The sequence below is a fragment of the Streptomyces sp. NBC_01013 genome, from assembly GCF_045162765.1.
Taxonomy (GTDB): domain Bacteria; phylum Actinomycetota; class Actinomycetes; order Streptomycetales; family Streptomycetaceae; genus Streptomyces.
Genome location: NZ_CP108687.1, coordinates 4,812,097 through 4,836,483, shown reverse-complemented (window position 1 = coordinate 4,836,483; position 24,387 = coordinate 4,812,097). Strand labels below are relative to the sequence as shown.

Genomic DNA, 24,387 nt, shown 5'->3' with positions numbered 1-24,387 from the left:
AACCGCTACTCTGGGCCCGTCACCGGGGCGGGGCGTTGCCCCGCCAACTCTCCTCGGGGGGCCTTTCCACCATGTTCCGGGCTCTGATCTATCTCCTGCCTCTGGCGCTGACGATCTACGCGTTCATCGACTGCCTGAACACCCCGGAGGACGAGGCCAAGCACCTGCCGAAGATCGCCTGGGTCTTCATCATCCTGCTGTTCTGGATCGTCGGCCCGATCGTGTGGCTGGCCGCGGGCAAGATGCGCGAAGTGCCGGCCGGAGGCCGTACGCCGTCCGAATGGCACCGCAACCACCGTCAGCAGTGGGTGGCGCCGGACGACAATCCCGACTTCCTGAAGTCACTGAGGGACGAGAACAAGAAGGACGAGGCCGTTCTCAAGGACTGGGAGGCGGACCTGCGCCGCCGCGAGGACGAGCTCAAGCGGCGGGAGAGCGGGCCGGAGGCCCCGCCCGCCTCCTGAACACCGCTGCCGCCCGCTTCCTGACCGTTGCGCCCGCCCGGTTCCCCACCCGGTGGCGGATCACGCGTACAACTGCTGCCCCAGCTTGTTGAGCAGGGGCAGCAGTGCCGTGCGCTCCTGGGGGGTGAGCGATTCGAGTGCGCGGTGCACGGCGCGCATCTCGGCGCGGATGGTCCGGGCGAGCTCCGTGCCCTCGGGGGTGCGGCTCGCGACCTTGGAACGGCGGTCGCCGGGGGCCGGGGTCCGGCGGACCAGGCCGCGGGTCTCCATGCGGCCGACGAGCCCGGTGGCGTTGGACGCGTCGCAGACCAGGTGGGCGGCGAGTGCGCTCATCGGCATGGGCTCATTGAGCGCGATCAGCGCGCGGGCCTGCGAGGTCGACAGACCATGACGGGCGGCGACGGCGGTGAGGTCGTCGTGGTGACCGCGGACGACGACGGCCAGGGGCTCCAGGAGATCCTCCGGGGTCGGGACGGCTCGATCGTCCGGAGCAGTGGCGGCGCGGGGCGTCGGTTCGGTGGTCATGGTCGGCCATTCTTCGATCGGCATCCGCCGACATTTATTTGACTTGCTCAACTTCTGGCAGTTTCATGAAGTGAGTTGCTTGAGCATATCAAGTTTTGAGCTCACCCCGCAGGGAGTACCCCCATGCCCTCCGTACTGTTCGTGATCACCGGCGCCGACCGCTGGACCCTCAACGACGGCACCACCCACCCCACCGGGTTCTGGGCCGAGGAGCTGGCCGCTCCGCACCGGGTCTTCACCGAGGCCGGCTACGCCATCACCCTCGCCACCCCGGGCGGTGTGACCCCCACCGTCGACGCGGGCAGCCTGGCGGCCGCCGCCAACGGCGGACAGGAGCAGGCCGACGCCGTCGCCGCGTACCTCGCCGCGATCGGCCCCGAGCTCCGCAGCCCGGCCCGGCTCGAAGACATCCACCCGGACCGCTACGACGCCGTCTTCTACCCCGGCGGCCACGGCCCCATGGAGGACCTGGCCGTGAGCGAGCTCTCCGGGCGGCTGCTGTCCACCGCGCTCGACTCCGGTACGCACCTCGGCGTGCTGTGCCACGCACCGGCCGCTCTGCTCGCCGCCCGGCGCGAGGACGGGTCCTGGCCCTTCGCCGGCTACCGCATGACCGGGTTCAGCAACGCCGAGGAGTCCATCGGCGGCCTCGCCGACAAGGCGCCCTGGCTGCTGGAGGACCGGCTGATCGAGCTGGGCGCCGATTACACGGCCGCCGCCCCCTTCACCCCGCACACCCTCACCGACCGGACCCTCCACACCGGCCAGAATCCGGCCTCCTCGGAGCAACTGGCCCGCGAGATCGTCGCCGCACTGGCTCCCGCCGAGTCCCCGGCCGAGACCGTCGACCGCCTGCGCGCCACCTTCCGCACCGGACGCACCAAGAGCCTCGACTGGCGTACGGGCCAGCTCGACCGGCTGCGCACGCTGCTCACCGAGCGCGGTGACGAGCTCGCCGACGCCCTCCGCGCCGACCTCGGCAAGAGCCGCAAGGAGGCGTACCGCACCGAGATCGACTTCACGATCCGCGAGATCGACCACACGCTGGAGCACCTGGCCGACTGGCTGCGGCCCGAGCCCGCCCCCGTACCGGCGTCGCTGGGCGGCGCGAAGGCCCACACCGTGCAGGACCCGCTCGGTGTCGTCCTCGTCATCGCGCCCTGGAACTACCCGGCTCAGCTGCTCCTCGCGCCGGTCGTCGGCGCGCTGGCCGGGGGCAACGCGGTCGTGGTCAAGCCGAGCGAGATGGCGCCCGCGACGTCCGCCGCCGTCGCACGGCTCCTGCCGCGATACCTGGACACGGACGCCGTCGCCGTCGTGGAGGGGGCGGTTCCCGAGACCACCGCACTGCTCGCGGAGCACTTCGACCACATCTTCTACACCGGCAACGGCACGGTGGGGCGCATCGTGATGGCCGCCGCGGCGAAGCACCTGACGCCGGTGACGCTCGAACTGGGCGGCAAGTCGCCCGTGTTCGTGGACCGGGACACGGACCCGAAGGCGGTCGCGGGCCGGCTGGCGGCCGGGAAGTTCCTGAACGCGGGCCAGACGTGCGTGGCCCCCGACTACGTCCTGACGGACCCGGAGACCGGCGCCGCCCTCGCGGACGCCCTCGCGGAGGCGGTCGAGGAGATGTTCGGGGCGGATGCCTCGACGCACCCGGAGTACGGGCGGATCGTGAACCGGCGGCACTTCGACCGGCTCACCGGGCTGCTCGGCTCCGGTCGCACGGTGACCGGTGGGACGTACGACCGGGACAGCAAGTACATCGCTCCGACCGTGCTGACCGACGTGGCGCCGGACTCACCCGTGATGCGGGAGGAGATCTTCGGCCCGGTGCTCCCGATCGTGACGGTCGCCGGCCTCGACGAGGCCATCGCGTTCATCAACGACCGCGACAAGCCGCTGGCGCTGTACGCGTTCACCGATTCGGACGCCGTACGGGAGCGGCTGATCGGCGAGACGTCGTCGGGCGCGGTCGGGATCGGGCTGCCGCTCGCCCATCTCACGGTGTCGGACCTGCCGTTCGGCGGGGTCGGCGAGAGCGGGATGGGGAGCTACCACGGCCGGTACTCGCTGGAGACGTTCAGTCACCGCAAGGCGGTGCTGGACACCCCGATGCCCTCGTGAGCTCGGCCGGCGGGAGTGGGGGCCTCACCGGCGCCCGAGGCCCCTACCCCCGCCGAGCAGCCCGCACCGATCGTTCGAAAATCTTCACCTGCCTCCAACACGCGGCCGATATCCTGGTGTTGACGGAGTGACAGATCAGGGTGGGCTTGCAGCGCTGGGGGTGTTGTGGAGCGAGACCTGTACGGGCGCGAGGCAATTTTCGGTGACGACGGACTTGCGGCACGCCTGACCGGTCTCACTCCGCACGGCTCACGGCGGGTCGCTTGCGAGCACGGTGACGACCTCCCGGTCGCCGTGCTGACCGGTGGCCGCGGCATGGGCAAGACGGCCGTGCTCAAGCAACTGCGCAATCTGTACCGGGAGATCACCCCGCTCGCCCTGGTGGACTGCGAGGCCGTGCCGGCACCCGCGGACCCGGGACCCGGCTGGACGCCGGTGACGGGGGTCCTGCCGGAGCTGGCCACCCAGCTCACGGCGCGGGTGCACGCGGCCCGCCCGGTGCAGTTCCCCCGCCTCAGCCTGGGGCTGGTGGCGGTGGCGTCGGTGTCCTGGCGGCGGGAGGACGAGTCGCGGGCCCAGCGTGATCTGCAGTCGCTCGGTCCGGTACTGGCGACCCTCGACACCCGGGGCGACACCGCCACGGGCTGGGTCACCAAGGTGCTGACGAAGCTGGCCGCCGGGGCGTTCGACTCGGTGGCGCCGATGGCCGGCATGGTTGCCGAGGCGACCGTGGAGACAGTGCTGGAGGAGACGTTCAGCCGGTTCCAGCGGCGCTCGGCGGACTGGTACGGGACCTATCCGCACGCGGGCGGCAACGGCCGCATCGGTCTGCGGCAGCTCGCGGTCGACTTCGAGCGCGGTGGCGATCTGCGCCGTCGGGCCGAGGACCATCTGGTGCTGGCCCTGGTCACGGACCTGGTGCAGGCCTACCGCGGAATGGCGCGCGGTGCCCGGCGGGGCCGCCCGGTCCTGCTCATCGACAACGCGCACACCCCGCTGGGCCGGCAGCTCGTCGAACCGCTGCTCCGGCAGCGTGCGGGCGGGGTGCACGACCGGATAGCGGTGTTCGCGTCGTCCCGCGTCCACGACCACGCGGGGCTGAGCCACGCGGTGCGCCGGCGGCTGCCCGAAGTGGCGCACGCCTCGCACTGGGTGCGGGGCACGGAGGTGACGTCCGGGATCCTGGCCATCGGCCTCACCCCGCTGGACGCCGCCCATGTGCGCTCCGCGCTCGACCGGCACGATCCGCACGGCCGCACCCCCGCGGGCCTGGCGCGCGGCATGCACCGGCTGACGGGGGGACGGCCGCTGGGGGTGGCCCTGCTGGCGCAGGCGGCGGGCGAGGCGCCGGACCCGGGCGCCCTCGTGCCCGGGGCGCTACTGGAGCGCACGGTGGAGCTGCGGGAGGACCGGCCGCCGGTCCGGGTGGCCGACGAGCTGTTGGAGCGACTGCTGCCCGGGCAGCGCCCGGACGTGCTGAGCGTGCTGGCGGCCGCACACGGCGAGGACTCGGCACGGCTGCTGGCCACGACCCGGCTGCGCGGGGAGTCGCTGGACGGCGATGTGGCGCTGCGGGTGCGCGACGCACTGCGGGCGGAGGACTGGCCGGTGGGACCGGAGCACTTCGTCGCCGATCCGCTGCTGCGGTCGCTTCTGCTGCACCGGCTGCGGTTCCAGGACGACGACCCGCCGTACTACGCGGTGTGGCGGGCGGTGCACGAGACGCTGCGTTCCGCGTATGCCGCCGGGGGCAGCTGCCCAAGCGAACCACACCGCCTGCACCAGGAGTTGGTGCTGGGCGCGGCGGAGGACTGCGTGACCCACCTGCGGGTGCGGTTCGCCCGGCCCGACGTGCTGAGCTGGCTCGACGCGCTGCGGTTCATCGCCTCGGCCCCCTGCCCCCGCCCGCCCGGCAGCACCGGCCCCGATCCGCGGCGGGCCGTCGCGCTGGGGCGGGCGGCCGCCTCCGACGACGAACGGGCGGCGCTCGCCGGGCTCGACGAGCGGGCCGCCGAACTCCAGTTGCAGCTACGGCGGTTGTTCCACGCGGTCTGGCTGCTGTCCGATCCGCTGGCCCTGCCCGACGAAGAGGTGATCGACAAGATGGCGCACGAGCTGCGGCAGTTGTCCGGCAGGCATCCGACGGGGCACGCGATGCTCTGGGACGCGGCGACGCACTGGCCGCGCGATCTGCGGGACTGGCGGGCACTGTCCATGCCGCCGGGCGCGCCCGCCCGGGTCGGGCCGCACCGCCCGGGGGGCGGTGGTCCGGGTGCGTAACCCGCTGCGCTACCGCCTGTGGTGGACCACCCGGCAGAAGATCGTCACCTCGGTCGTGGTGGGCGCCCTGCTGATCACGGCCGGCTGGTACGGAGTGGGCCGGCTGACCGAGCCGGAGGACCGTTCGTGCGCCACGGGGGTCGCCCGCCCGCAGGACAGCGACGAGTGCGTCGGTGTGTCCGGTGACGGCTACGACTTCGGACAGTCGCAGCTGACGACGGTCGCCGCCGCGATCGGCCGCGAGAACCGCTCGCTGAAGACGGGCCGGTACGCGACGGTGGCGCTGCTGCTCCCGCTGACCTCGACCGACGCGTCCATGCGGACGAAGGTGCTGCACGAGCTCCAGGGGGCGTTCGCCGCGCAGTACCGGGCCAACCACCACGCGAACGGGCAGGTCCCGCAGATCCGGGTGGTGCTCGCCAACACCGGGAACAACAGCCTGCAATGGCGCCCCGCCGTGGACCGGCTGCTGACGATGACGGGGGCTCCGGACCGGCTGCGCGCGGTGTCCGGGGTCGCCATCAGCAGTACGCAGGCCAAGGAGGCCGTGAAAGAGCTGACCGGCGCCGGGATCCCGGTCGTGGGCTCCACGATCACCGCCGACGACATCGCCAACGGCCCCGGAAGCGACCCGTTCCCCGGCCTGGCCAGAGTGTCGCCGACCAACCGGGACGAGGCCCGCGCCCTCGCCTCGTTCGGTGAGGTGAAGGCGGACAAGGCGCTGCTGGTGCAGGACACCCGCAGCGGCGACCACTACACGGACACCCTGAAATCGGCGTTCAGCACACTGCTGAAGGGGTCGAAGTACGAGCCGGAGCTGTTCACCTCGCGGAAGGACCCGTACGACGAGGGCACCACGGCCAACACCTTCGAGCAGATCACCCATCTCATCTGCGACACCGACGCGGACACGGTGTTCTTCGCGGGGCGTCACGTACAACTGCGCCAGTTCGTCAACGCACTGGGAGCGCGCGGCTGTCAGAGCCGCCGCTTCACGGTGCTCACCGGTGACGAGGGCTCGTACCTGGGCGACGACAAGAAGCTCGACCGGGACGCGCTGCGGCGCAAGGTGACGGTCCGCTACGCCTCGCTGGCGCACCCGGACGCCTGGCCCGCGGTGGCGGCGGGGAGGAAGAGGCCGACGGGGGGCTCGGCGGAGGACTACCGGGCGTTCGTGGAGCTCCTGGCCGAGGTGGGCAAGAAGCCGGTCGGCCCGGTCGGGCCGACCACGCACGACGACCTGACCGACGGGCAGGTGATCATCGCCCATGACGCCATGACGCTGGCGGTGGCGGGGATCCGGCGGGCGACCGCCGACGGAAAGGAGCTGCCGGGCCTGGAGGACGTCGGCGGCCAGTGGCCCCGGGTGAAGGGATCGCTGCGGGTACGGGGGGCCAGCGGCTGGATCTGCCTGGACAACCACGGCAACCCGTTCAACAAGGCGGTACCGGTGGTGGAGCTGGCACCGGACCCGCCGCATCAGCGCTTCGCGGCGCTGGCCTGGCCAGAAGGGAAGCCGCCGAAGGAGCAGTGCCTGCCGCCGTCGTCGGCGCCCTGACCCGGGATACGGAGAACGGCTGCCCGCCCCGCGGTGCGGGGACGGGCAGCCGTGGTGTTCCAGCGGCTCAGACGCCGGCGTAGGAGTGCTTGCCGGTGACGAAGATGTTGACGCCGTAGTAGTTGAAGATCCAGCAGCCGAAGGCGATCAGCGCCAGGTAGGCGGCCTTGCGGCCCTTCCATCCTGCGGTGGCCCGGGCGTGCAGGTAGCAGGCGTACGCGACCCACGTGATGAACGACCAGACCTCCTTGGGGTCCCAGCCCCAGTAGCGGCCCCAGGCGTCACCGGCCCAGATCGCGCCCGCGATGATCGTGAACGTCCACAACGGGAAGACCGCCGCGTTGATCCGGTACGAGAACTTGTCGAGGCTCGACGCGGACGGCATCCGGGAGAGCACGGAATGGGCGAACGTGCCCGGCTCACCGCCGTTGGCGATCTTGCTCTCGTAGCTGTCGCGGAAGAGGTAGATGAGGGTGCCGATGCCCCCGATGAAGAACACGGCGCCGCAGATGATGGCGGTGGAGACGTGGATCCACAGCCAGTACGAGTGCAGTGCGGGCACCAGCTGGTCGCTGGAGGTGTAGAGCACCGTGGTCGCGAGGCCGAGGTCCAGCAGGATGGCCGTGACCAGGATCAGGCCCATCCAGCGGACGTTCTTCTTCAGGGCGAGCAGGGCCAGGTACGCGCCGACCGCCACCGTGGAGAAGGTGATCGAGAACTCGTACATGTTGCCCCACGGGGCACGCTGCACGGACAGCGCGCGGGCGACGACCCCGCCCGCCTGGACGAGGAACGCGACCACGGTCATGGAGACCGCGATCCGCCCGTAGAGGTCGCCCTTGAACGTGCCGCCCGCGGCGCCGGGGCCGTCCGGCACGTCACGCGAGCCGGCCGCGGAGCGGGTGACGATCTTCGGCCGCTCCAGGACGGCGGTGCTCCCGCCCTTCTGCGCGACCTGGACCTTCACCGTGCCTGAGACGGTCTGCTCGGCGGTCAGCTGGGCTGCCGTGCGGCCGACCTTGCTGCGGGACCCGAACACCCACTCCGCGATGTGCGCGAAGAAGGCCAGGGTGTAGACGGCCATCGACGAGTAGATCAGCACATTGCTGGTGTGTGCCAGATTCTCGTTGGTTGCGGCGGCGAGATTCACTTCTCAGCCCCTTCGGAAGGTTCTGCGGAGGACGCGGCGGCGACAGGGGTGCCGGGGTCCGGATCGGTGTCGGGGTCGGTGTCGGGGCCGGGCGCGGTGGGCGCCTCGGCGTTGAGCGTGACCGCGAGATCGGCCAGCTCCTCGGGAAGCTTCGCGGACTCGCTGCGGCCGAGCCCCGCCATTTCGATGACCGTGACGCCGTCGGCGCCCCGCACGGCACGGATCCAGACCCGGCGCCGCTGGATGAACAGCGAGCCGGCCAGTCCGGCGATCGCGCCGATGGCCCCGGTGAGCGCCCAGCCGCTGGCGGGCTGCTCCGAGATCTGGAAGCTCGCCCACTCCTGGAGGCCATCGAAGGTGATGGAGCCGGCCCCGTCGGGCAGCTTCATCGTCTCGCCGACGAGCAGCCGCTGCTTGAGCTGCTCCCCCTTGGAGTCCTTGAACTCCTTCATCTTGGTCGTGTCGAGCTGGTACACGTTCTGCGCGAGACCGGAGTCGACGCCGAGCGAGCCGTGGAAGCCGTTCAGCGCGAGGACCGGCATGTCGGCGGCTGGGAACTGCGAGAACATCGTGCCCTTGCCGCTGCCCGCGAAGGTCGGCACGAAGAACGCCTGGAAGCCCAGCTGGGTCTTCTTGCCGTTCTTGTCGCGGTAGCCGTCCATCACCTTGATCGCACCGGACGAGGTGACGTTGTTGTCGATGGGCAGCAGCGGCACGGCGGCCTTGTAGACCTCCTTGCCCCTGCCGTCCTTGACGGAGACGACGGGCGCGTAGCCGTGGGCGTTGAGGTAGACCTTCGTACCGTCGACGACGAGGGGTTCGTTGACCTTGATGACCTTCTTCTCCGGCTTGCCGTAGGCGCCCTTCGAGTACGTCACGCGCGCCTCGTACGTCCGGGGCGTGCCGATCTGGGGGCCGCTGCGCTCGTACGTACCGATGAAGTCGTCGAGGGTGAAGCTGAAGGGGGCCAGCGAGTCGTTGTCGAAGAGCGAGCCGGACTTGAAGTCGTCGTACTGGGTGATCGTGTTGGAGAACCCGTCGCCCTCGACGACGAGCTTGGCGCCCTCGGACTTGAAGAGCTGCCCCCAGGCGAAGGCCACCAGCATCACGATGAGCGCGATGTGGAACATCAGGTTCCCGGCCTCGCGCAGATAGCCCTTCTCGGCCGCGACGGCGTCCCCGGCGACATGGGCCCGGTAGCGGCGCCTGCGCATGATCGCGAGCGCGGCCTCGTGGACCTGCTCCGGCTCGGCCTCGGTGCGCCAGGTGGTGTACGCGGGCAACCGGGTCAGGCGCTTGGGGGCGCCCGGCGGGCGGCTGCGCAGCTGGCCGATGAACGTACCGGTGCGCGGCACGATGCAGCCGATGAGGGAGACGAACAGCAGGATGTAGATCGCGGAGAACCACACCGAGCTGTAGACGTCGAAGAACTGGAGCTTCTCGTAGATCGGCGTGACGGTGGTGTGCAGCCCCTTGAAGGTCTGCACCTTCAGCTCGTCGACGCTGTTCTGCGGGATCAGCGAGCCGGGGATGGCGCCGAGCGACAGCAGGAAGAGCAGGATCAGCGCGACCCGCATGGAGGTCAGCTGACGCCAGAACCAGCGCACCCAGCCGATGATCCCCATGGCGGGAAGGCTCGACAGTGCCTCCTCGCGCGGTGCGGTGGAGAGCTGGGAGCCGGCGGCGCCGAGCTCCCGGGCGGTCTCCCGGTCCTGCTCGGCACGCACCTCCCGCTCATCGGGGCGCTCGCGCTCCTGGGGAGGGTTGGACTTGGTGTTGCTCATCGGTACTCAGATCCCCACCGTGAAGCCGGTCGACCAGCCCTGTAGTTCCTGCATCATGCTGCCCCACGCGCCGGTCAGCAGGAGCAGCCCGGTCACGATCATCATGCCGCCGCCGATGCGCATGACCCAGGCGTAGTGGCGCTTGACCCAGCCGAACGCGCCGAGTGCCTTACGGAAGGCGACGGCGGCGAGCACGAAGGGCAGACCGAGCCCGACGCAGTACGCGACGGTCAGTATCGCCCCGCGTCCGGCGGTGCCCTGGTCCATCGCCAGCATGCTCACCGAGCTCAGCGTCGGCCCCAGACAGGGTGTCCAGCCGATCCCGAAGAGCGCGCCGAGCAGCGGGGCACCGACCAGACCGGTCACCGGCTTCCTGTGGATGCGGAACTCGCGCTGGGTCATCCACGGCATCAGGCCCATGAAGAAGACACCCATGAGGATCATCAGCACACCGAGGACCTTGGTGAGCGGCCCGCTGTTCGCCTGGAGCGTGTCGCCGAAGTAGCCGAAGAGCGCGCCGCCGGAGACGAACACGGCGGTGAAACCGGCCACGAAGAGCGAGGCGCCCGCGACCATGCGCCCCCGCCGGGCCTCCGCCAGGTCGGCGCCGCTGACGCCCGTGACGTAACTGAGGTAGCCGGGCACGAGAGGCAGGACGCACGGCGAGAAGAAGGAGACGAGTCCGCCGAGGAGGGCGATGGGCAGGGCGACCAGCAGCGCTCCGCTCAGGACGGTCTCGTTCTGCGTGGCGGCGGCGAGGGTGTTCACCTGATCACTTCTCCGCGATCAGCGGGTCGAGCATCTTGCGCAGCTTGGTGTCGTCGAGCGGGCCCACGACTCGGGCGGCCAGCTTTCCCTCCCGGTCGATGACGACGGTCGACGGGATGGACTGCAACTTGAACGTCCCCTTGGGGAAGCGCAGCAGGAGCTTGCCGGCCCGGTCGTAGAAGCTGGGGTAGGTGACCCCGAAGTCCTTCTCGAAGCTGAGGGCCTGGGCCCGCTCCGGATCGCGGGTGTTGATCCCGACGAACTGGACGCCCTGGTCCTTCGTCTCCTTGGCCACCTTGGTGAAGTACTTCGCTTCCAGCCGGCAGGGGGCGCACCACGAGCCCCAGGCGTTCAGGACGACGACCTTGCCCTTGTAGTCGGCGAGGTCGAGTTGCTTGCCGTCCAGGGTCTCGCCGTCGAGCTTCGGGGCGTCGGCGCGCTCGCCCTTGGGCGCGGTGGCGATTCCACCGTTGCCCGTCACGAAGTTCGTGTCGCCGCCGCCACCGGTCGTGTTGCCCGGACCGCACGCGCTCAGCGTCAGTGCGAGCGCGACGGCCGCCGCGGGTGCGGCGAGCAGGGTGAAGCGGCGTCGGGATGCGCGGCCATAGCTCATGTGAAAAGTTTCGCATGGCGGATTCACGGATCTTGGGCACCCCCCTCGGTGCCCGTAAAGCCCGTTGTCAGGCTTGTTTAAAGAACGCGTTCCAGCCGCCCTCGGGTGCCTGCCCGACCTCCAGCGTACGAAGCTTCGCGAGCACGGCCGGGTCCTGGACGTCGAGCCAGTCGACGAACTGCCGGAAGGAGACCAGGCGCACATCCGGCTTGCCCGCGATGTGCTTGAGCGCATCCTCGACCGCGTCCATATAGATGCCGCCGTTCCACTCCTCGAAGTGGTTTCCGATGTAGAACGGCGCACGGTTCGTCTCGTACGCGCGCTGGAAACCACTGATGTACGCCTGCGTGGCCTGGTTGCGCCAGCCCGGATACCGGGAGGGCATTCCCCTGGTCGAATTCTGCGACTGGTTGGCCAGGATGTTGTAGTCCATGGAGAGGACCTCGAAACCGTGCCCGGGGAACGGGATGCCCTGGAGCGGCAGATCCCATACGTCCATGCGCTTGGCGGGCCACACCTGGGTGCCGCCGGGCGAACTGGCGTCGTAGCGCCAGCCCAGCTTCTTCGCGGTGGGCAGGAGATTGTCCTGTCCGAGCAGACAGGGGGTACGGCCGCCGACGAGTTCCTTGCGGTAATCGAAAGGCAGCGGATCCAGGTCGGTCCAGCCGGTGTTGGTACGCCATTCGGTGACGAAGGAGATCGACTGATCGATTTCGCTCTGCCACTCGGACGGCGACCAGTTGCCCACCGATCCGGAGCCGGCGCAGAAATGCCCGTTGAAGTGCGTGCCGATCTCGTGGCCGTCCAGCCAGGCCTGGCGCACGTTCTTCAGTGTCTCCTTGATGTGACCATCGGTGAGATAGCCGATGTCGGAAGCACCGATGGGGTTGCTGGGCGGGCGGTAGAGGGTCTTCTTCGATTCGGGCAGCAGATAGAGACCGGAGAGGAAGAAGGTCATCGCCGCGTCATGTTCCTTGGCGAGTTCCAGGAAACGCGGGAACAGCCCGTTGCCGACCTCACCGGCGCCGTCCCAGGAAAAGATCACGAACTGCGGCGGCTTCTGGCCGGGTTCGAGCGGAACGGGCGCGGACGGCTGGCGCGGCTGCTTTCCGGTGTCGGCGGTGGAACCGTCCCCGATGGCGCGGACGTCCTTCTTCGCGGGCCCGTGGCCCTTGACCGCACCGTCGGCACCCTTCTCACCCTTGGCGCCCTTGTCCGGCCCCGCCCCACTCGTGTCGGAGGTGCCGGAGGAACTGCAGCCCGCCACCCCGATGGCGGCCGCGGCCCCAAGTCCGGCTCCGAGCAAACCCCTTCGGCTGATGTCGCGCATGCCGTTCCCATCTGCGGTCGTTTTGCCTCAAGTCCATACAAACTGGCAAAGGCTTAGATGGGTGAAGCAACACGAAGGTTCCCCGAATTAGCACACAATTCTTTACGGAACCAGACCCCGGCCATGACCGAACGCAAGATCGACCCCGAAGCACCCCAAAAGACCGCAGGCCTCAACCCCGGACGGCACGATTCCGCCCGTTCGGCCCACAAAGGATCAGCAAAAGGCCGGAGACGGCCAAATCAAGCCCGTCCGGCACTTGAAGACAAAACGACCACCGGGTCGCACCCGGGCCCGCCCACCGGCCGAACCGGGGCGGGCCCGAACCCGAAGACCCCGGGCCCAGGGGCCGGCTACGCGCCGAACCCCTTCGACGCCCCCTTCACCGGCTTCGCCCCCGCCAGCAGGTGCGCCGGCACCAGGTCACGGGCGGGCTCCGAATACCCGACGGACACGATCTTGTCGCCCTGGTACGTGAAGCTGGTCAGCGAGGCGAGCGTGCACTGCCGCTTGCGCGGGTCGTGCCACAGCCGGCGCCGCTCCACGAAGCTGCGGACGATCCAGATCGGCAGCTGGTGGCTGACGCACACCGCCTCATGACCGCGGGCCGCGTCGCGCGCCGCGTCCAGCGCGCCCATCATCCGTACGACCTGCTCGACGTACGGCTCACCCCACGACGGCCGGAACGGGTTCGTCAGGTGCTTCCAGTTGTCCGGCTTGCGCAGGGCCCCGTCACCGACGCCGAAGGTCTTGCCCTCGAAGACGTTGGCGGCCTCGATGAGGCGCTCGTCGGTGGCGAGGTCCAGGCCGTGCGTCTTGGCGATCGGCGTCGCCGTCTCCTGGGCCCGCTCCAGCGGGGAGGCGACGACATGCGTGATGTCACGCTTGTCCAGGTGCTCGGCGACGCGGTCGGCCATCTGCCGGCCGAGCTCGGAGAGGTGGTAGCCGGGACGGCGCCCGTAGAGCACGCCCTCCGGGTTGTGCACCTCTCCGTGGCGCATCAGGTGGACGACGGTGATGTCCTTGCGTCCGGTGCTGCTGGTCTCGCTCATGCGGTGGCCTCCGATGCGGCGCGGGCTGCGGCGGGCAGCGCGGCGGCGATCCGCTCCACGGCCCGGGTGTCGTGGGCGGTGGAGACGAACCACGACTCGAACGCGGACGGCGGGAGGTAGACGCCCTGCGCCAGCATCGAGTGGAAGAACGCGGTGAAGCGGAAAGCTTCCTGCTGCTTGGCGTCGTCGTAGTCGCGGACGGGCCGGTCGGTGAAGAAGACGGAGAACATGTTGCTCGCCGCCTGCACGGTGTGCGCGACCCCCTCCTTGTCCAGTGCCTGGCTCACCAGCCCGCGGATCTCCGCGGAGACCGCGTCGACCTTCGCGTAGGCCGCGTCGTCCAGCAGACGCAGCTGGGCGAGACCGGCTGCGGTGGCGACCGGATTACCGGAGAGGGTGCCCGCCTGGTAGACGGGACCGACGGGGGCCAGGTGCGCCATCACGTCGGCACGACCGCCGAACGCCGCGGCCGGGAAGCCGCCGCCCATCACCTTGCCGAAGGTCATCAGGTCGGGCCGCACCCCGTCGATGCCGAACCAGCCGGCCTTCGACGTACGGAAGCCGGTCATGACCTCGTCGGAGATGTACAGCGCGCCGTTGGCGGCGCAGATCTCCTTGAGCCCCGCGTTGAAACCGTCCAGCGGCGGCACGACGCCCATGTTGCCGGGCGACGCCTCGGTGATCACGCAGGCGATCTCGCCGGGCTGCGCGGCGAACGCGGCCCGCACGGCCTCCAGGTCGTTGTACGGCAGCACGATCGTGTCGCCGGCCTGAGCGCCGGTGACCCCCGGCGTGTCCGGCAGGCCGAAGGTCGCCAGCCCGGACCCGGCGGCGGCCAGCAGTGCGTCGACGTGACCGTGGTAGCAGCCGGCGAACTTCACGATCTTCGCCCGGCCGGTGAAGCCACGGGCGAGGCGGATCGCGGACATGGTCGCCTCGGTGCCGGACGACACGAGCCGCACCTGCTCCACGGGTTCGACCCGGGCGACGATCTCCTCGGCGAGGGCGACCTCACCCTCGCCGGGCGTACCGAACGAGGTACCGCGGGCGACGGCCTCCTGGACAGCGGCGATGACCTCGGGGTGGGAATGGCCGAGAATCATCGGTCCCCACGAGCACACGAGGTCGACGTACTCACGGCCGTCGGCATCGGTGAGGTACGGACCGGTACCGGACACCATGAAGCGGGGCGTACCGCCCACGGCCCGGAAGGCCCTCACGGGAGAGTTCACGCCACCGGGCGTCACGAGGGACGCGCGGTCAAAAAGCGTCTGCGAAACTGGGGCTTCATATCGATACGGCAGTTCGGTCATGACCTGCGACTTCTCCGACTCCGGGGGGTAGTGACCTCCCCAGGGTAGGACAGCGCCCCCGCGCCGTACGGGACGGCAGATCCCCGCCGCCGAAAGCCCCGCGGGCACATCCGCGTAACGACCGGGCGTCAACACCCGCAAGTCTGCGAAACTGGGGCGTCATAGGGAAAGCTCACACATGCCATGGTGTCGGAGCCACGGACAGTCTTGCGGTCAGGTGTTTCACCGCACGCCCGTGGGGGAGGTCACTGACACGATGATCGGGTTGCGCGGCGGGGGCTGTGTCTCCTAGTTAGTAGTCGGGTGGATGAGATATGCATCGCGGTGGCGAAGTGGGCGAAGGGACCGACGACCTGGGGCCCGAGCCTGCCCGGCGAGGTCGGCACCGGCGCGAGGCTGAGCGCAAGCAGGGCATACAGGCCGGCGGTGCGCAGGTCGGAGCCGGAAGCAGGAGTGGTGGCCGGGTGGGGGTGACCTACAAGTACTTCGGGGCTCCCGACGGGGCCACTGCCGCACGCGTGCCCATTTCCATGCGCCCCGAGGAGCTCGGCGGCGACGAACTGGGCATGGGCGGCATGTTCACCAAGATCAAGCCCGAGACGGTGGCCGCGATGGTCCTCACCGGCATACAGGGCATACCCCTGCACAAGGTCCCACCGCTGGAGCTGGTCGTCCTGCACCCCGACTACGCGGTGGTCAAGCTCCCCATGACGGTCGTGGACCCGCTGCGCGACGTGAGCGAGGAGTCCGTGGGCGCCGCGGCCTTCATCTGGTCGACGGTCCCCGACCGCGGTGGCCCGCGTGACGCGTTCAACGTGTACCAACTGCTGCACGAGTGGCAGGACTTCAGCCACCGGCTGCATGACGCGGGGCATCAGGCGTACTGCCTGGTCTGGCCCTGACCCGGCACTCCCGCGGCGCACTGCCATCAATGGGCGTTGGTTATAGAATCGTGCCGTGAGCAGCGAGGATGCCGCCCTGGAGGCGTTGGTCGTACTGGGGGATCCGGTGCGGCGTGGACTGTACCGGCACGTCACCGGGACACCGGGTGAGGTGGGGCGGGACGCCGCGGCCGAGGCGGTCGGGGTCTCCCGCTCGCTGGCCGCGTTCCACCTGGACAAACTGGTCGAGGCCGGGCTCCTGGAAGTGTGCTTCCGGCGCCTTTCGGGGCGCAGCGGCCCGGGGGCCGGGCGTCCCGCGAAGCTGTACCGGAGAGCCGAGGGCGAGCGCACGGTGTCGGTGCCGCCGCGGTCGTACGACACGGCGAGCCGGCTGCTGGCCGAGGTGGTGGAACAGGCCGGGCTCGACGGGGAACTGCAGGCGGCGGCGAGGGCGGCCGGGGAGGCCGAGGGGGGCGCCTCGGACGGCGAGGAGGATCCGGTCGCGGTCCTGCGGGAGCGCGGTTACGAGCCGTTCTGGGACGGCGGGACCCTGCGCCTGAACAACTGCCCCTTCCACGCGCTGGCCGATCAGTTCCCCGCCCTGGTCTGCGGGATGAACCTGGCGGGAATCGAGGGCCTCCTCGCCGGGCTGCCGGGCGGTCAGGGCTGGAGCGCGGCGATGGACCCCCTTCCGCAGGGTTGCTGCGTGGCCCTGGAAACCACGAGGGAAGCCGCTCCCGAAGCCGCGTGCGACACCGCACCGGCAACCGTGCCGGAAGCCGCATCCGAGGTCTAAAAAAGCATTCGTTGACTTTAGAAGGTTCACCCGGGCATGCTTGCCCCCGTGAGCGAATTCCACCTTGCCCAAGTCAATGTCGGGCGCATCCTCGCCCCCCTCGACAGCCCCCAGTTGGCCGGCTTCGTCGCCCAGCTCCCGGAGATCAACGCCGTCGCCGATCAGGCCCCGGGCTTCGTCTGGCGCATGGTCGACGAGAACGGGGGCGACGCGACGAACCTGCGCCCCGAGAGCGACGACGACCTGCTCCTGATCAACTGCTCGGTCTGGGAATCGGTCGAAGCACTACGGAACTTCACCTACCGCAGCGAGCACCTCAAGGTGCTGGCACGCCGCCGGGAGTGGTACGAGCGGCTCGCCGAATTCCACCTCGCCCTGTGGTGGGTCCCCGCAGGGCACCGCCCCGGCGTCGACGAGGCGATGGACCGCATCGCCCTGATCCGCGACATCGGGGAAGGGCCCGGGGCATTCACCTTCCGCGCCCCGCATCCGCCGCCCACCGCCTCCCCCTGACGGATCCGGGCACGGCAGCCGCGACGGCTCCGCCTCCCGGTGAACACACTCCCGCCGAACACGCACTCCGCCGAGAGGCCCTCCGCCGAACACACGGCCCAGCAGGCATCGATCCGGCCCCCCACCTGCACGAAGGGCGTCCGCCAGCCAGCCCTATCAGGCCATTCATTGGCCGAAGAATGATCTTCAGGCGACCTGTCGAACCTGCCGATGCAGGAGGCATCGACTCTGAAGGAGGCCTGCCGTGGGCGACACTCTGCCGGCTCTGTCCATTCCCGTGCTGGTCCTCGCGAGCGGCATCTACACAGCAGGTGCGAGCTGGTGGCGGCGCCGGCACCCGGCGCCGCCGTCCCCGTACACCCACCAGGCGGCCCGGCTCGCCGAGCGCGCGATGCTCGTGGACGCCGAACGGATCGTGGAGGGCGCCTACGGCACCCTCGGCACGCTCTACGCCGGCCCGACGGCACCGCACACGCACGTTCCGGCCGACGGTGGCGTCAGCCCCGGGGCGGCTGCCAGTCAGGATCACGACCGGTCAGCGCCAGCACCCGCGCAAAGGGGCTAGCACCCTCCGGGACGGGGAACGGCTCGCCGAACATCTTCCCCTCCCGCGCCCTCGGAGCCATCCCCTCCAGCGCCGGCCCGATCTCGTCCACCACGTCCGCCTCCGGCACGAACTCCTGACCGGTGGCCCGGGCCAGGTCCCACGCGTGCACGGTCAGATCACCGAGCACCATGTGCCCGACCGTCCGCGCGGGGAACCCCATGGACCCCGCGGTCCCCTCCTCCGCACCCGGCGCCGCCCACGCCTCGACCAGCGCGGCCGTCTCCTCGCCGAAGCGTGTCCGCCAGTCCCCGGTGACCGCGTCCGGGGTCTCGCCGAAGTCCGCGTCCTGTCGGGCCGCCAGCGCGGTGAAGTTGACGACCACCTGGGAGAGGTGACTGAGCAGGGCGTGGACGTCGTACTCCGCGCACGGCGTGGGGTCACCCAGCCGGCTGTCATCGATGCCGCGCACCACCGGCAGCGCGCTGCCCGCTGCCGCATCCAGCAATTCACTGATCTTCTTCATGCTTCGACCATGCATCCGGCAACGGCCCGGGTCTTGAAGAAACGCGCCATCAGGGACACTCGGAGCGCCCCCGTCATAGGATCGGCAGCCATGCCCGGCACCCAAGGCCCCCGAAGCGACACCCGGGGCATCGTCGACGCCCCCGAGCTGTTCACGCACGTACGCTTCCGGCGCCACGCCCCCGCCCCCGCGCTGCGCCCCTACCTCGAGCACTACTGGCTGATCGACTGGGACCTGCGCGAGCCGTACGCCTCCCACCTGGTCCCGCACCCCAGCGTCAACCTGGTCTTCGAGCGGTACGCGGGCTGTGGCGACGAGGACGCGGGGTTCGCGGAGGTCTCGGGCATCGGCCTGGAGCTCTTCACCCAGAAGCTGGAGGGGCGGGGCCGGGTCTGCGGTGTGCAGTTCCGCCCCGGCGGGTTCCATCCGTTCGCACCGGAGCGGCCGGTATCGGAGTGGACGGGCCGCCGGGTCCCGGCGCCCGAGGTGTTCGCGCCGCCCGCCCCGCCGTCGGCCGTGCTCGACCCCGCGCAGGAGGACGCACGGGTCGCGGCCCTCGACGCGTACCTGCTGGCGCTCGGCCCGGAGCCGGACCCGCAGGCCGAGCTGGCCATGGCCCTGGTCGACCTGGTGCGCACCGACCGCACGATCCGCCGCGTCGGCGAACTGGCCCGGGCCGAGGGGGTGTCGGTGCGGTCACTGCAACGGCTCTTCGCCACGTACGTGGGTGTCGGTCCCAAGTGGGTCATCCTGCGTTACCGCATCCACGAGGCGCTGGAACGCGCCGAATCGGACCCGGCGGTGGACTGGGCGGGACTCGCCGCGGATCTCGGCTACAGCGACCAGGCCCACCTGGTCAGAGACTTCACGGCGACGGTGGGCGTCCCGCCCACGATGCTCGGCGCCCGCTGAATGTCAGTGGCCCGTCCTAGAGTTCCGGCATGGAGCGAACCGAAGCATCATCCGTACGGATCGAGCCCTGGTCGGACAGCGACCTGGAGCTGCTCCGCCGCGCCAACGCGCCCGAGCTGATGAACCACTTGGGCGGCCCCGAGTCGGATGAGCAGCTCACAGGGCGTCACAGCCGGTACGTGGCGCTGAGCGCGGACCGGACGGGTCGCGGCAGGATGTTCCGCATCACGCTGCCCGGTGAGGCCGAGGGCGTGGGCACGATCGGTTTCTGGGAGCGCACCTGGCAGGGCCAGGAGGTGTACGAGACGGGGTGGGCCGTTCTCGCCGAGTTCCAGGGCCGGGGCATCGCGTCGGCCGCGACCGCGGCGGTGGCCGAGCAGGCGCGGGCCGAGCACAAGCACCGCTATCTGCACGCCTATCCGTCCGTGGAGAACGGCGCGTCGAACGGGGTGTGCCGCAAGGCGGGGTTCTCACTGATGGGCGAGTGCGAGGTCGAGTATCCGCCGGGACATCCACTGCTGACCAACGACTGGCGACTGGACCTCCATCCGGAACGCTGAACGGGCAGCAGGCCGGGGCGGCGGACAGGCCGAGGCGGGGCGGGGCGGGCGGGGCTGCCAGGCAGGGGCGGGCCGGGCCGGACAGGCCAAGGCGGGCCCCCGCCCCTCCGACGCGCATAAACATTTGACGGGCTGGGCCACCTCCTGGATATTTAACTGCGTCACGCAGCTTATGCGTTTCGCAGCCAATTGCCGGGGCCGATCAGATCCGACCGACCCCGATCCGACCGACCCCGCCCATCAAGGAGCCCCGTCCATGCTCACCCTCGTCACCGGCAGCCGCGGCCGCGTAGGTTCCGCGCTCGTATCGCTCCTCCACCACGGCGGCCACACCGTGCGCGCCGCCTCCCGCAACCCCGGCGAGCTCTCCCTGCCGGCCGGCGTACCGACCACCGCCTGCGATCTCGGCGACCCCAGCACCTTCGCGGCCGCCCTGGCAGGAGTCGACTCCGTCTTCCTCTACGCCGAGCCGTCCCACGTCACCGAGTTCCTCGCCGCCGCGCAGACCGCGGGCGTCACCCACATCGTCCTGCTGTCCTCCAGCGCGGTCCTCGCCCCGGACGCCGGGTCGAACGCGATCGCCGCCTCCCACCACGCGGTGGAGCAGGCCCTGACGGATGCGCCCCTCACCGCGACCCTGCTGCGTCCCGGCGCCTTCGCCGGCAACGCCTACCAGTGGTCGGAGTCCTTCCGGTCCGGCCGCCCCGTGGCCCTGCCCTACCCGCACAGCGGGACCAGCCCCATCGACGAGGCCGACATCGCCGAGGCGGCACTCGCCGTCCTGACCGACGCGAGCCTGCAGGGCTCGGCATACCACCTGACCGGCCCCGCATCCCTCACCGTCGCCGAGCAGGTCGAGCTCCTGGCCGCGGCGTCGGGCAGCCGCGTCACCGTCGAAGCCGTGAGCCGGGCCGCCTGGAAGCAGGCTGTGTCCCCCTTCGTGCCGGAGGCGATCGCCGAGGCGCTGCTCGACTACCAGGCCGCCACGGACGGCACCCCCGCGGAAGTCACCGACGACATCGTGAAGCTGACCGGCCGTCCGGCCCGGACGTTCGCGGCCTGGGCCGCCGATCACGCCGCCGCCTTCCGCGCCTGACACCGGCGCGGCCGCGCTCCCCAATCCCGTGGCCCGGCCCGGCCCCCGGTGGCATCCTGACCAGGTGAACGGACCCGAGATCCACCTCGAAGTCGCCCCGGAACTGCGCCTCTTCGTCGCACACGCACGCCGCGGGGGCGCGACGGCCGTGACCACCGACGGCTCGTCCACCCTCGGCCACGTCGTCGAATCACTCGGCATCCCGCTCACCGAGGCGGGGCAACTCCTCGTCGACGGTCACCCCGCCCCGGTGTCACACATCCCCTCAGCGGGGGAACGGGTCGAGGTCCGGGCCGTCCGACGTCCGCAGAGCGTGCCGGGCGCACCCTTGCGTTTCCTGCTCGACGTCCACCTCGGCACCCTCGCGCGGCGGCTGCGGCTGCTCGGGGTCGATGCGGCGTACGAGAGCGAGGACATCGGCGACCCGGCGCTGGCCGCCCGCTCGGCACAGGAGCGGCGGGTCCTGCTCTCCCGGGACCGGGGGCTCCTGCACCGGCGGGAGATCTGGGCGGGGGCGTACGTCTACAGCGACCGCCCCGAGGCGCAGTTGCGTGACGTGCTGGAGCGGTTCGCGCCGGACCTTGCCCCGTGGACGCGGTGCACGGCGTGCAACGGGCCGCTGACGGCAGCCGACAAGGACTCCGTCAGCGCACAGCTGGAGCACGGCACTCAGCGGTCGTACGACGTCTTCGCGCAGTGCACGGAGTGCGACCGGGTGTACTGGCGCGGCGCCCACCACGCCCGCCTGGATGCGATCGTCACCGAAGCCGTCCGGGACTTCGGCAGCGCCCTCGCCGAACCGGGCCCGTCGGACGGCTGATCCCGCACCCAACCGGGCCTGCCGTCTGCCGCGCCCTCGCCCCGCCCGGCCCAGCTCCGCTCCGCTCCGAGGACCTCACCCGGCGTCCTCGCGACGCAGCCCCTCGATCTGGCCCGCGCTCAGTTCGACCGTGCGTCGCATATGGGCGATGAGGAAGGCGACCTCGTCGTCGTCGTACGTCTCGAACAGGGCGGCCCAGCCGCCGTTCAGCCGCTCCCAGACCGCGCCGAACTCCGCCATCCGCTCCGGCACGGTCGCGACGAGCACCCGCCGCCGGTCCTCCGTGTCCCGCGTGCGGGTCACATAGCCGGCCCGCTCCAGCCGGTCGACGAGCCGGGTGGCCGACCCGGTGGTGAGACCGGTCAGCTCGGCGACGCGGCCCGTGGTGACGGCCCCGGCCTCCAGGCCGAGCAGGTTCAGGCACTGCAGATCGGTGGGGTGCAGCCGCAGATGGTCGGCCACGGCCTGGTTGAACAGTGCGTACGAGGCCATGTAGCGGCGCGAGGTGACGGCCAGCTCGGCCAGCAGCGCACGGCGGCCCGGGGCGGTTGACTTCTGCGGCATGCGGAGAGTGTACGGAGCAGGCTTCCCCGGCACTCCCCGCCACAGGGGCCGCCGCGCATGCGGCGTGACCGGCCCCCGACGGCTCAGAAGACGTATTCGTCCCCCGTGGCGGGGGCCAGCACCTGGTGCTCGCTGTTCTGCGCATTCCGGTCCGTGGCCCCGCCGTTCCACACGGTGTCGATCCGGACGACCACCTCCGGCGGCCGACCCGCGAGCTGCAGTTCGAGCGCGAGTTGCCGCTGCTCGGAGCCGTCCGCGCGCAGCGCACCCGTCCGGCACAGCACGGTCGCCCGGTCGGCCTGCAGGCACTCCTGCGGCAACTCCTGGCGGCCCGCCAGCGGTACGGAGATCCGCAGCCGCACGGTCACTCCGGCCAGGTCCGCCGGACCGCGGTTCTCGCTGCGCAGCCAGATCCCGAGCCCACTGCCCCACAGGGAGACATGCCCGTGATGCGACACATCCGCCTCCGGTGCGATGCTCCGCACCGCAGACGCACCGACGGGCGCGCCGACGGCCGTGGCCGTCCCGCCCACACCCGGCGCCACCATCGACGCCATTGCCGCCGCAGCGGACACCCCCAGCAGAGCCTTGCGCGTCACTCCCATGCCCTGAAGATACAGATCATCACGAATTATCCATATATACCCACCGGTTCGGCGCGTCCCCAAGGGGAACCGTGGCACGCTGCCCCCATGTCCGTGGTCCGCTCCCTCGCGCTCTTCGCCGTCGCCGCCCTTTTCGAGATCGGTGGCGCCTGGCTCGTCTGGCAGGGGGTCCGCGAGCACCGCGGCTGGGCCTGGATCGGTGGCGGCATCATCGCCCTGGCCACGTACGGCTTCGTCGCCACCCTCCAGCCGGACGGCGAGTTCGGACGGGTGCTCGCCGCGTACGGCGGGGTCTTCGTCGTGGGGTCGATCGCCTGGGGCATGGCCGCCGACGGTTACCGGCCCGACCGCTGGGACGTGACGGGCGCACTGATCTGCCTGGCCGGCATGGCCGTGATCATGTATGCCCCCCGCAACCACTGACCGCACCCCTGCCTATCCTGGCTCCGTACCGATCAGCTGTCCGAGGAGCCCGCTATGGCCGCATCCCCCATCGCCGTCATCACCGGAGCGAGCAGCGGCATCGGTGCCGCGACCGCCCGGCAGCTGGCGGCCGCCGGCTTCCGTGTGGTGCTGACCGCCCGCCGCAAGGACCGCATCGAGGCGCTCGCCGCCGAGATCACCGAGGCGGGCCACGAGGCCACGGCCTACGCCCTCGACGTCACCGACCGCGCCGCGGTCGACGAGTTCGCCACCGCCTTCCGCTCCCTGGCCGTCCTCGTCAACAACGCCGGCGGAGCGCTCGGCGCCGATCCCGTCGCCACCGGGGACCCGGCGGACTGGCGCCAGATGTACGAGACCAACGTCATCGGCACACTCAACGTCACCCAGGCCCTGCTCCCCGCCCTCACCGCGGGCGGGGACGGCACGGTGGTCATCCTCTCCTCGACCGCGGGGCTCTCCACCTACGAGGGCGGGGGCGGCTACGTGGCCGCCAAGCACGGCGAGCACGTCCTGGCGGAGACCCTCCGCCTGGAGATCGTCGGCACCCCGGTCCGCGTCATCGAGGTCGCCCCCGGCATGGTCAAGACGGAGGAGTTCGCCACCACCCGCTTCCGCGGCGACGCCGAGAAGGCCGCCAAGGTCTACGCGGGCGTGGACGCCCCCCTCACCGCGGACGACGTGGCCGACACGATCACCTGGGCCATCACCCGCCCCAGCCACGTCAACATCGACCTCCTGGTGGTCCGCCCGCGCGCCCAGGCCTCCAACTCGAAGGTCCACCGAACCGTCTGAGCACCGAGACGGCCTACCCGTCCGGGGGAACCTGCACGATCGAGTCGCCTTTCGCGCTCTCGCCCCACGGTTGATCACCACTTCACACAGAACGGCTCTCGGTCCGGATTGCAGTCCGGACCGAGAACCTCACCGCCAAGGAAGTGGAGCTTCCCGTGGCTGAGCAGGGCCCTAACGCCCCCGCGCTTTTCGAAGTCGACGCTCTCGTGGCCCCGACAACCGGGTACATGGATCTTGCCGATCCCCGATACGCCTACATGGTCGGCTCTGTACAGACGGACGGGCACCTCGCCACCGGGCCAGGCCGGAAAGGCCGCCTGAGCGTGGAGATCAACGTGCGAGACATCGCGATCCTTCGCGAGTTCCA

At 70.7% G+C, this 24,387-nt stretch carries 25 protein-coding genes; 14 read left to right on the top strand and 11 right to left on the bottom strand.

Annotation, left to right across the window (positions count from 1 at the left end; translation table 11 throughout):
* Positions 1 to 71 precede the first annotated feature (71 nt).
* Positions 72 to 464 (top strand): PLD nuclease N-terminal domain-containing protein, encoded by a 393-nt coding sequence (locus tag OG538_RS21025; protein ID WP_406095807.1) that lies wholly within the window; start codon positions 72 to 74, stop codon positions 462 to 464.
* A gap of 60 nt (positions 465 to 524) precedes the next feature.
* On the opposite strand, the gene OG538_RS21020 is transcribed toward OG538_RS21025, so the two are convergent.
* Positions 525 to 989, bottom strand: a complete 465-nt coding sequence (locus OG538_RS21020; protein ID WP_406095805.1) for a MarR family winged helix-turn-helix transcriptional regulator — start codon at positions 987 to 989, stop codon at positions 525 to 527.
* Between the two features lie 123 nt (positions 990 to 1,112).
* On the opposite strand from OG538_RS21020, the gene OG538_RS21015 reads away from it, so the two are divergent.
* The 3 genes from OG538_RS21015 to OG538_RS21005 all read left to right on the top strand — a co-directional run bounded on the left by OG538_RS21015 (position 1,113) and on the right by OG538_RS21005 (position 6,957).
* Positions 1,113 to 3,119 carry an aldehyde dehydrogenase family protein gene (locus OG538_RS21015; RefSeq protein ID WP_406095803.1) on the top strand — a complete coding sequence of 669 codons (2,007 nt, stop codon included), beginning with the start codon at positions 1,113 to 1,115 and terminating at the stop codon, positions 3,117 to 3,119.
* A 165-nt stretch (positions 3,120 to 3,284) separates the two neighbouring features.
* Positions 3,285 to 5,399, top strand: coding sequence for a hypothetical protein (locus tag OG538_RS21010; protein WP_406095802.1), 2,115 nt, complete (start codon positions 3,285 to 3,287; stop codon positions 5,397 to 5,399).
* Positions 5,392 to 6,957: an ABC transporter substrate-binding protein gene (locus OG538_RS21005; RefSeq protein ID WP_406095800.1), complete on the top strand. Its 1,566-nt coding sequence runs from the start codon at positions 5,392 to 5,394 to the stop codon at positions 6,955 to 6,957. Before OG538_RS21010 ends, OG538_RS21005 begins: the two co-directional genes overlap by 8 nt.
* A 67-nt stretch (positions 6,958 to 7,024) precedes the next feature.
* Here the strand turns inward: OG538_RS21005 and ccsB are convergent, their stop codons facing one another.
* From ccsB to hemL, 7 genes are all read right to left on the bottom strand, one after another.
* Positions 7,025 to 8,107, bottom strand: coding sequence for a c-type cytochrome biogenesis protein CcsB (gene ccsB, locus OG538_RS21000; protein WP_406095798.1), 1,083 nt, complete (start codon positions 8,105 to 8,107; stop codon positions 7,025 to 7,027).
* Positions 8,104 to 9,891, bottom strand: a complete 1,788-nt coding sequence (locus tag OG538_RS20995) for a cytochrome c biogenesis protein ResB (protein WP_406095796.1) — start codon at positions 9,889 to 9,891, stop codon at positions 8,104 to 8,106. The genes ccsB and OG538_RS20995 overlap by 4 nt, the downstream gene beginning before the upstream one ends.
* Positions 9,892 to 9,897: 6 nt before the next feature.
* Entirely contained in the window at positions 9,898 to 10,659 is a 762-nt protein-coding gene (locus OG538_RS20990) for a cytochrome c biogenesis CcdA family protein (RefSeq protein WP_406095794.1), read from the bottom strand.
* 4 nt (positions 10,660 to 10,663) lie between these two features.
* Positions 10,664 to 11,272 carry a TlpA family protein disulfide reductase gene (locus OG538_RS20985; protein ID WP_406095792.1) on the bottom strand — a complete coding sequence of 203 codons (609 nt, stop codon included), beginning with the start codon at positions 11,270 to 11,272 and terminating at the stop codon, positions 10,664 to 10,666.
* Between the two features lie 67 nt (positions 11,273 to 11,339).
* The gene (locus tag OG538_RS20980; protein WP_406095790.1) at positions 11,340 to 12,602 is read right to left on the bottom strand and encodes a hypothetical protein; all 1,263 of its coding nucleotides are present in this window, start codon (positions 12,600 to 12,602) and stop codon (positions 11,340 to 11,342) included.
* 353 nt (positions 12,603 to 12,955) lie between these two features.
* Positions 12,956 to 13,654: a histidine phosphatase family protein gene (locus OG538_RS20975; protein ID WP_406095788.1), complete on the bottom strand. Its 699-nt coding sequence runs from the start codon at positions 13,652 to 13,654 to the stop codon at positions 12,956 to 12,958.
* Positions 13,651 to 14,967, bottom strand: a complete 1,317-nt coding sequence (hemL, locus tag OG538_RS20970) for a glutamate-1-semialdehyde 2,1-aminomutase (protein ID WP_406095787.1) — start codon at positions 14,965 to 14,967, stop codon at positions 13,651 to 13,653. Before hemL ends, OG538_RS20975 begins: the two co-directional genes overlap by 4 nt.
* Positions 14,968 to 15,281: 314 nt before the next feature.
* Between hemL and OG538_RS20965 the strand changes: the two genes are divergently transcribed.
* The 4 genes from OG538_RS20965 (at position 15,282) to OG538_RS20950 (ending at position 17,722) form a co-directional block, all read left to right on the top strand.
* Positions 15,282 to 15,869, top strand: coding sequence for a hypothetical protein (locus OG538_RS20965; RefSeq protein WP_406095785.1), 588 nt, complete (start codon positions 15,282 to 15,284; stop codon positions 15,867 to 15,869).
* A 55-nt stretch (positions 15,870 to 15,924) separates the two neighbouring features.
* Entirely contained in the window at positions 15,925 to 16,644 is a 720-nt protein-coding gene (locus OG538_RS20960; RefSeq protein ID WP_406095783.1) for a helix-turn-helix transcriptional regulator, read from the top strand.
* A gap of 48 nt (positions 16,645 to 16,692) precedes the next feature.
* Positions 16,693 to 17,157: a DUF3291 domain-containing protein gene (locus OG538_RS20955; protein WP_406095781.1), complete on the top strand. Its 465-nt coding sequence runs from the start codon at positions 16,693 to 16,695 to the stop codon at positions 17,155 to 17,157.
* A 244-nt stretch (positions 17,158 to 17,401) separates the two neighbouring features.
* Positions 17,402 to 17,722 (top strand): hypothetical protein, encoded by a 321-nt coding sequence (locus OG538_RS20950; RefSeq protein ID WP_406095779.1) that lies wholly within the window; start codon positions 17,402 to 17,404, stop codon positions 17,720 to 17,722.
* Here the strand turns inward: OG538_RS20950 and OG538_RS20945 are convergent.
* Positions 17,655 to 18,227, bottom strand: a complete 573-nt coding sequence (locus tag OG538_RS20945) for a TIGR03086 family metal-binding protein (RefSeq protein ID WP_406095777.1) — start codon at positions 18,225 to 18,227, stop codon at positions 17,655 to 17,657. The two genes, OG538_RS20950 and OG538_RS20945, sit on opposite strands and share 68 nt — an antisense overlap.
* 90 nt (positions 18,228 to 18,317) lie before the next feature.
* Between OG538_RS20945 and OG538_RS20940 the strand changes: the two genes are divergently transcribed.
* The 4 genes from OG538_RS20940 to OG538_RS20925 all read left to right on the top strand — a co-directional run bounded on the left by OG538_RS20940 (position 18,318) and on the right by OG538_RS20925 (position 21,615).
* Positions 18,318 to 19,139, top strand: coding sequence for a DUF6597 domain-containing transcriptional factor (locus OG538_RS20940; RefSeq protein ID WP_406095775.1), 822 nt, complete (start codon positions 18,318 to 18,320; stop codon positions 19,137 to 19,139).
* A gap of 29 nt (positions 19,140 to 19,168) precedes the next feature.
* Positions 19,169 to 19,699: a GNAT family N-acetyltransferase gene (locus tag OG538_RS20935; protein WP_406095773.1), complete on the top strand. Its 531-nt coding sequence runs from the start codon at positions 19,169 to 19,171 to the stop codon at positions 19,697 to 19,699.
* 256 nt (positions 19,700 to 19,955) lie between these two features.
* Positions 19,956 to 20,795: an NAD(P)H-binding protein gene (locus OG538_RS20930; RefSeq protein WP_406095771.1), complete on the top strand. Its 840-nt coding sequence runs from the start codon at positions 19,956 to 19,958 to the stop codon at positions 20,793 to 20,795.
* A gap of 64 nt (positions 20,796 to 20,859) precedes the next feature.
* Positions 20,860 to 21,615, top strand: a complete 756-nt coding sequence (locus tag OG538_RS20925; protein ID WP_406095769.1) for a Mut7-C RNAse domain-containing protein — start codon at positions 20,860 to 20,862, stop codon at positions 21,613 to 21,615.
* A 75-nt stretch (positions 21,616 to 21,690) separates the two neighbouring features.
* Here OG538_RS20925 and OG538_RS20920 read toward each other — a convergent pair whose 3' ends face one another.
* Positions 21,691 to 22,179 carry a MarR family winged helix-turn-helix transcriptional regulator gene (locus OG538_RS20920; protein ID WP_406095767.1) on the bottom strand — a complete coding sequence of 163 codons (489 nt, stop codon included), beginning with the start codon at positions 22,177 to 22,179 and terminating at the stop codon, positions 21,691 to 21,693.
* 83 nt (positions 22,180 to 22,262) lie between these two features.
* Positions 22,263 to 22,784 (bottom strand): hypothetical protein, encoded by a 522-nt coding sequence (locus OG538_RS20915; RefSeq protein WP_406095765.1) that lies wholly within the window; start codon positions 22,782 to 22,784, stop codon positions 22,263 to 22,265.
* Between the two features lie 87 nt (positions 22,785 to 22,871).
* Between OG538_RS20915 and OG538_RS20910 the strand changes: the two genes are divergently transcribed.
* Both OG538_RS20910 and OG538_RS20905 read left to right on the top strand, forming a co-directional pair.
* Entirely contained in the window at positions 22,872 to 23,207 is a 336-nt protein-coding gene (locus tag OG538_RS20910; RefSeq protein WP_406095763.1) for a YnfA family protein, read from the top strand.
* 54 nt (positions 23,208 to 23,261) lie between these two features.
* The gene (locus OG538_RS20905) at positions 23,262 to 24,020 is read left to right on the top strand and encodes an SDR family NAD(P)-dependent oxidoreductase (RefSeq protein ID WP_406095761.1); all 759 of its coding nucleotides are present in this window, start codon (positions 23,262 to 23,264) and stop codon (positions 24,018 to 24,020) included.
* Positions 24,021 to 24,387 lie beyond the last annotated feature (367 nt).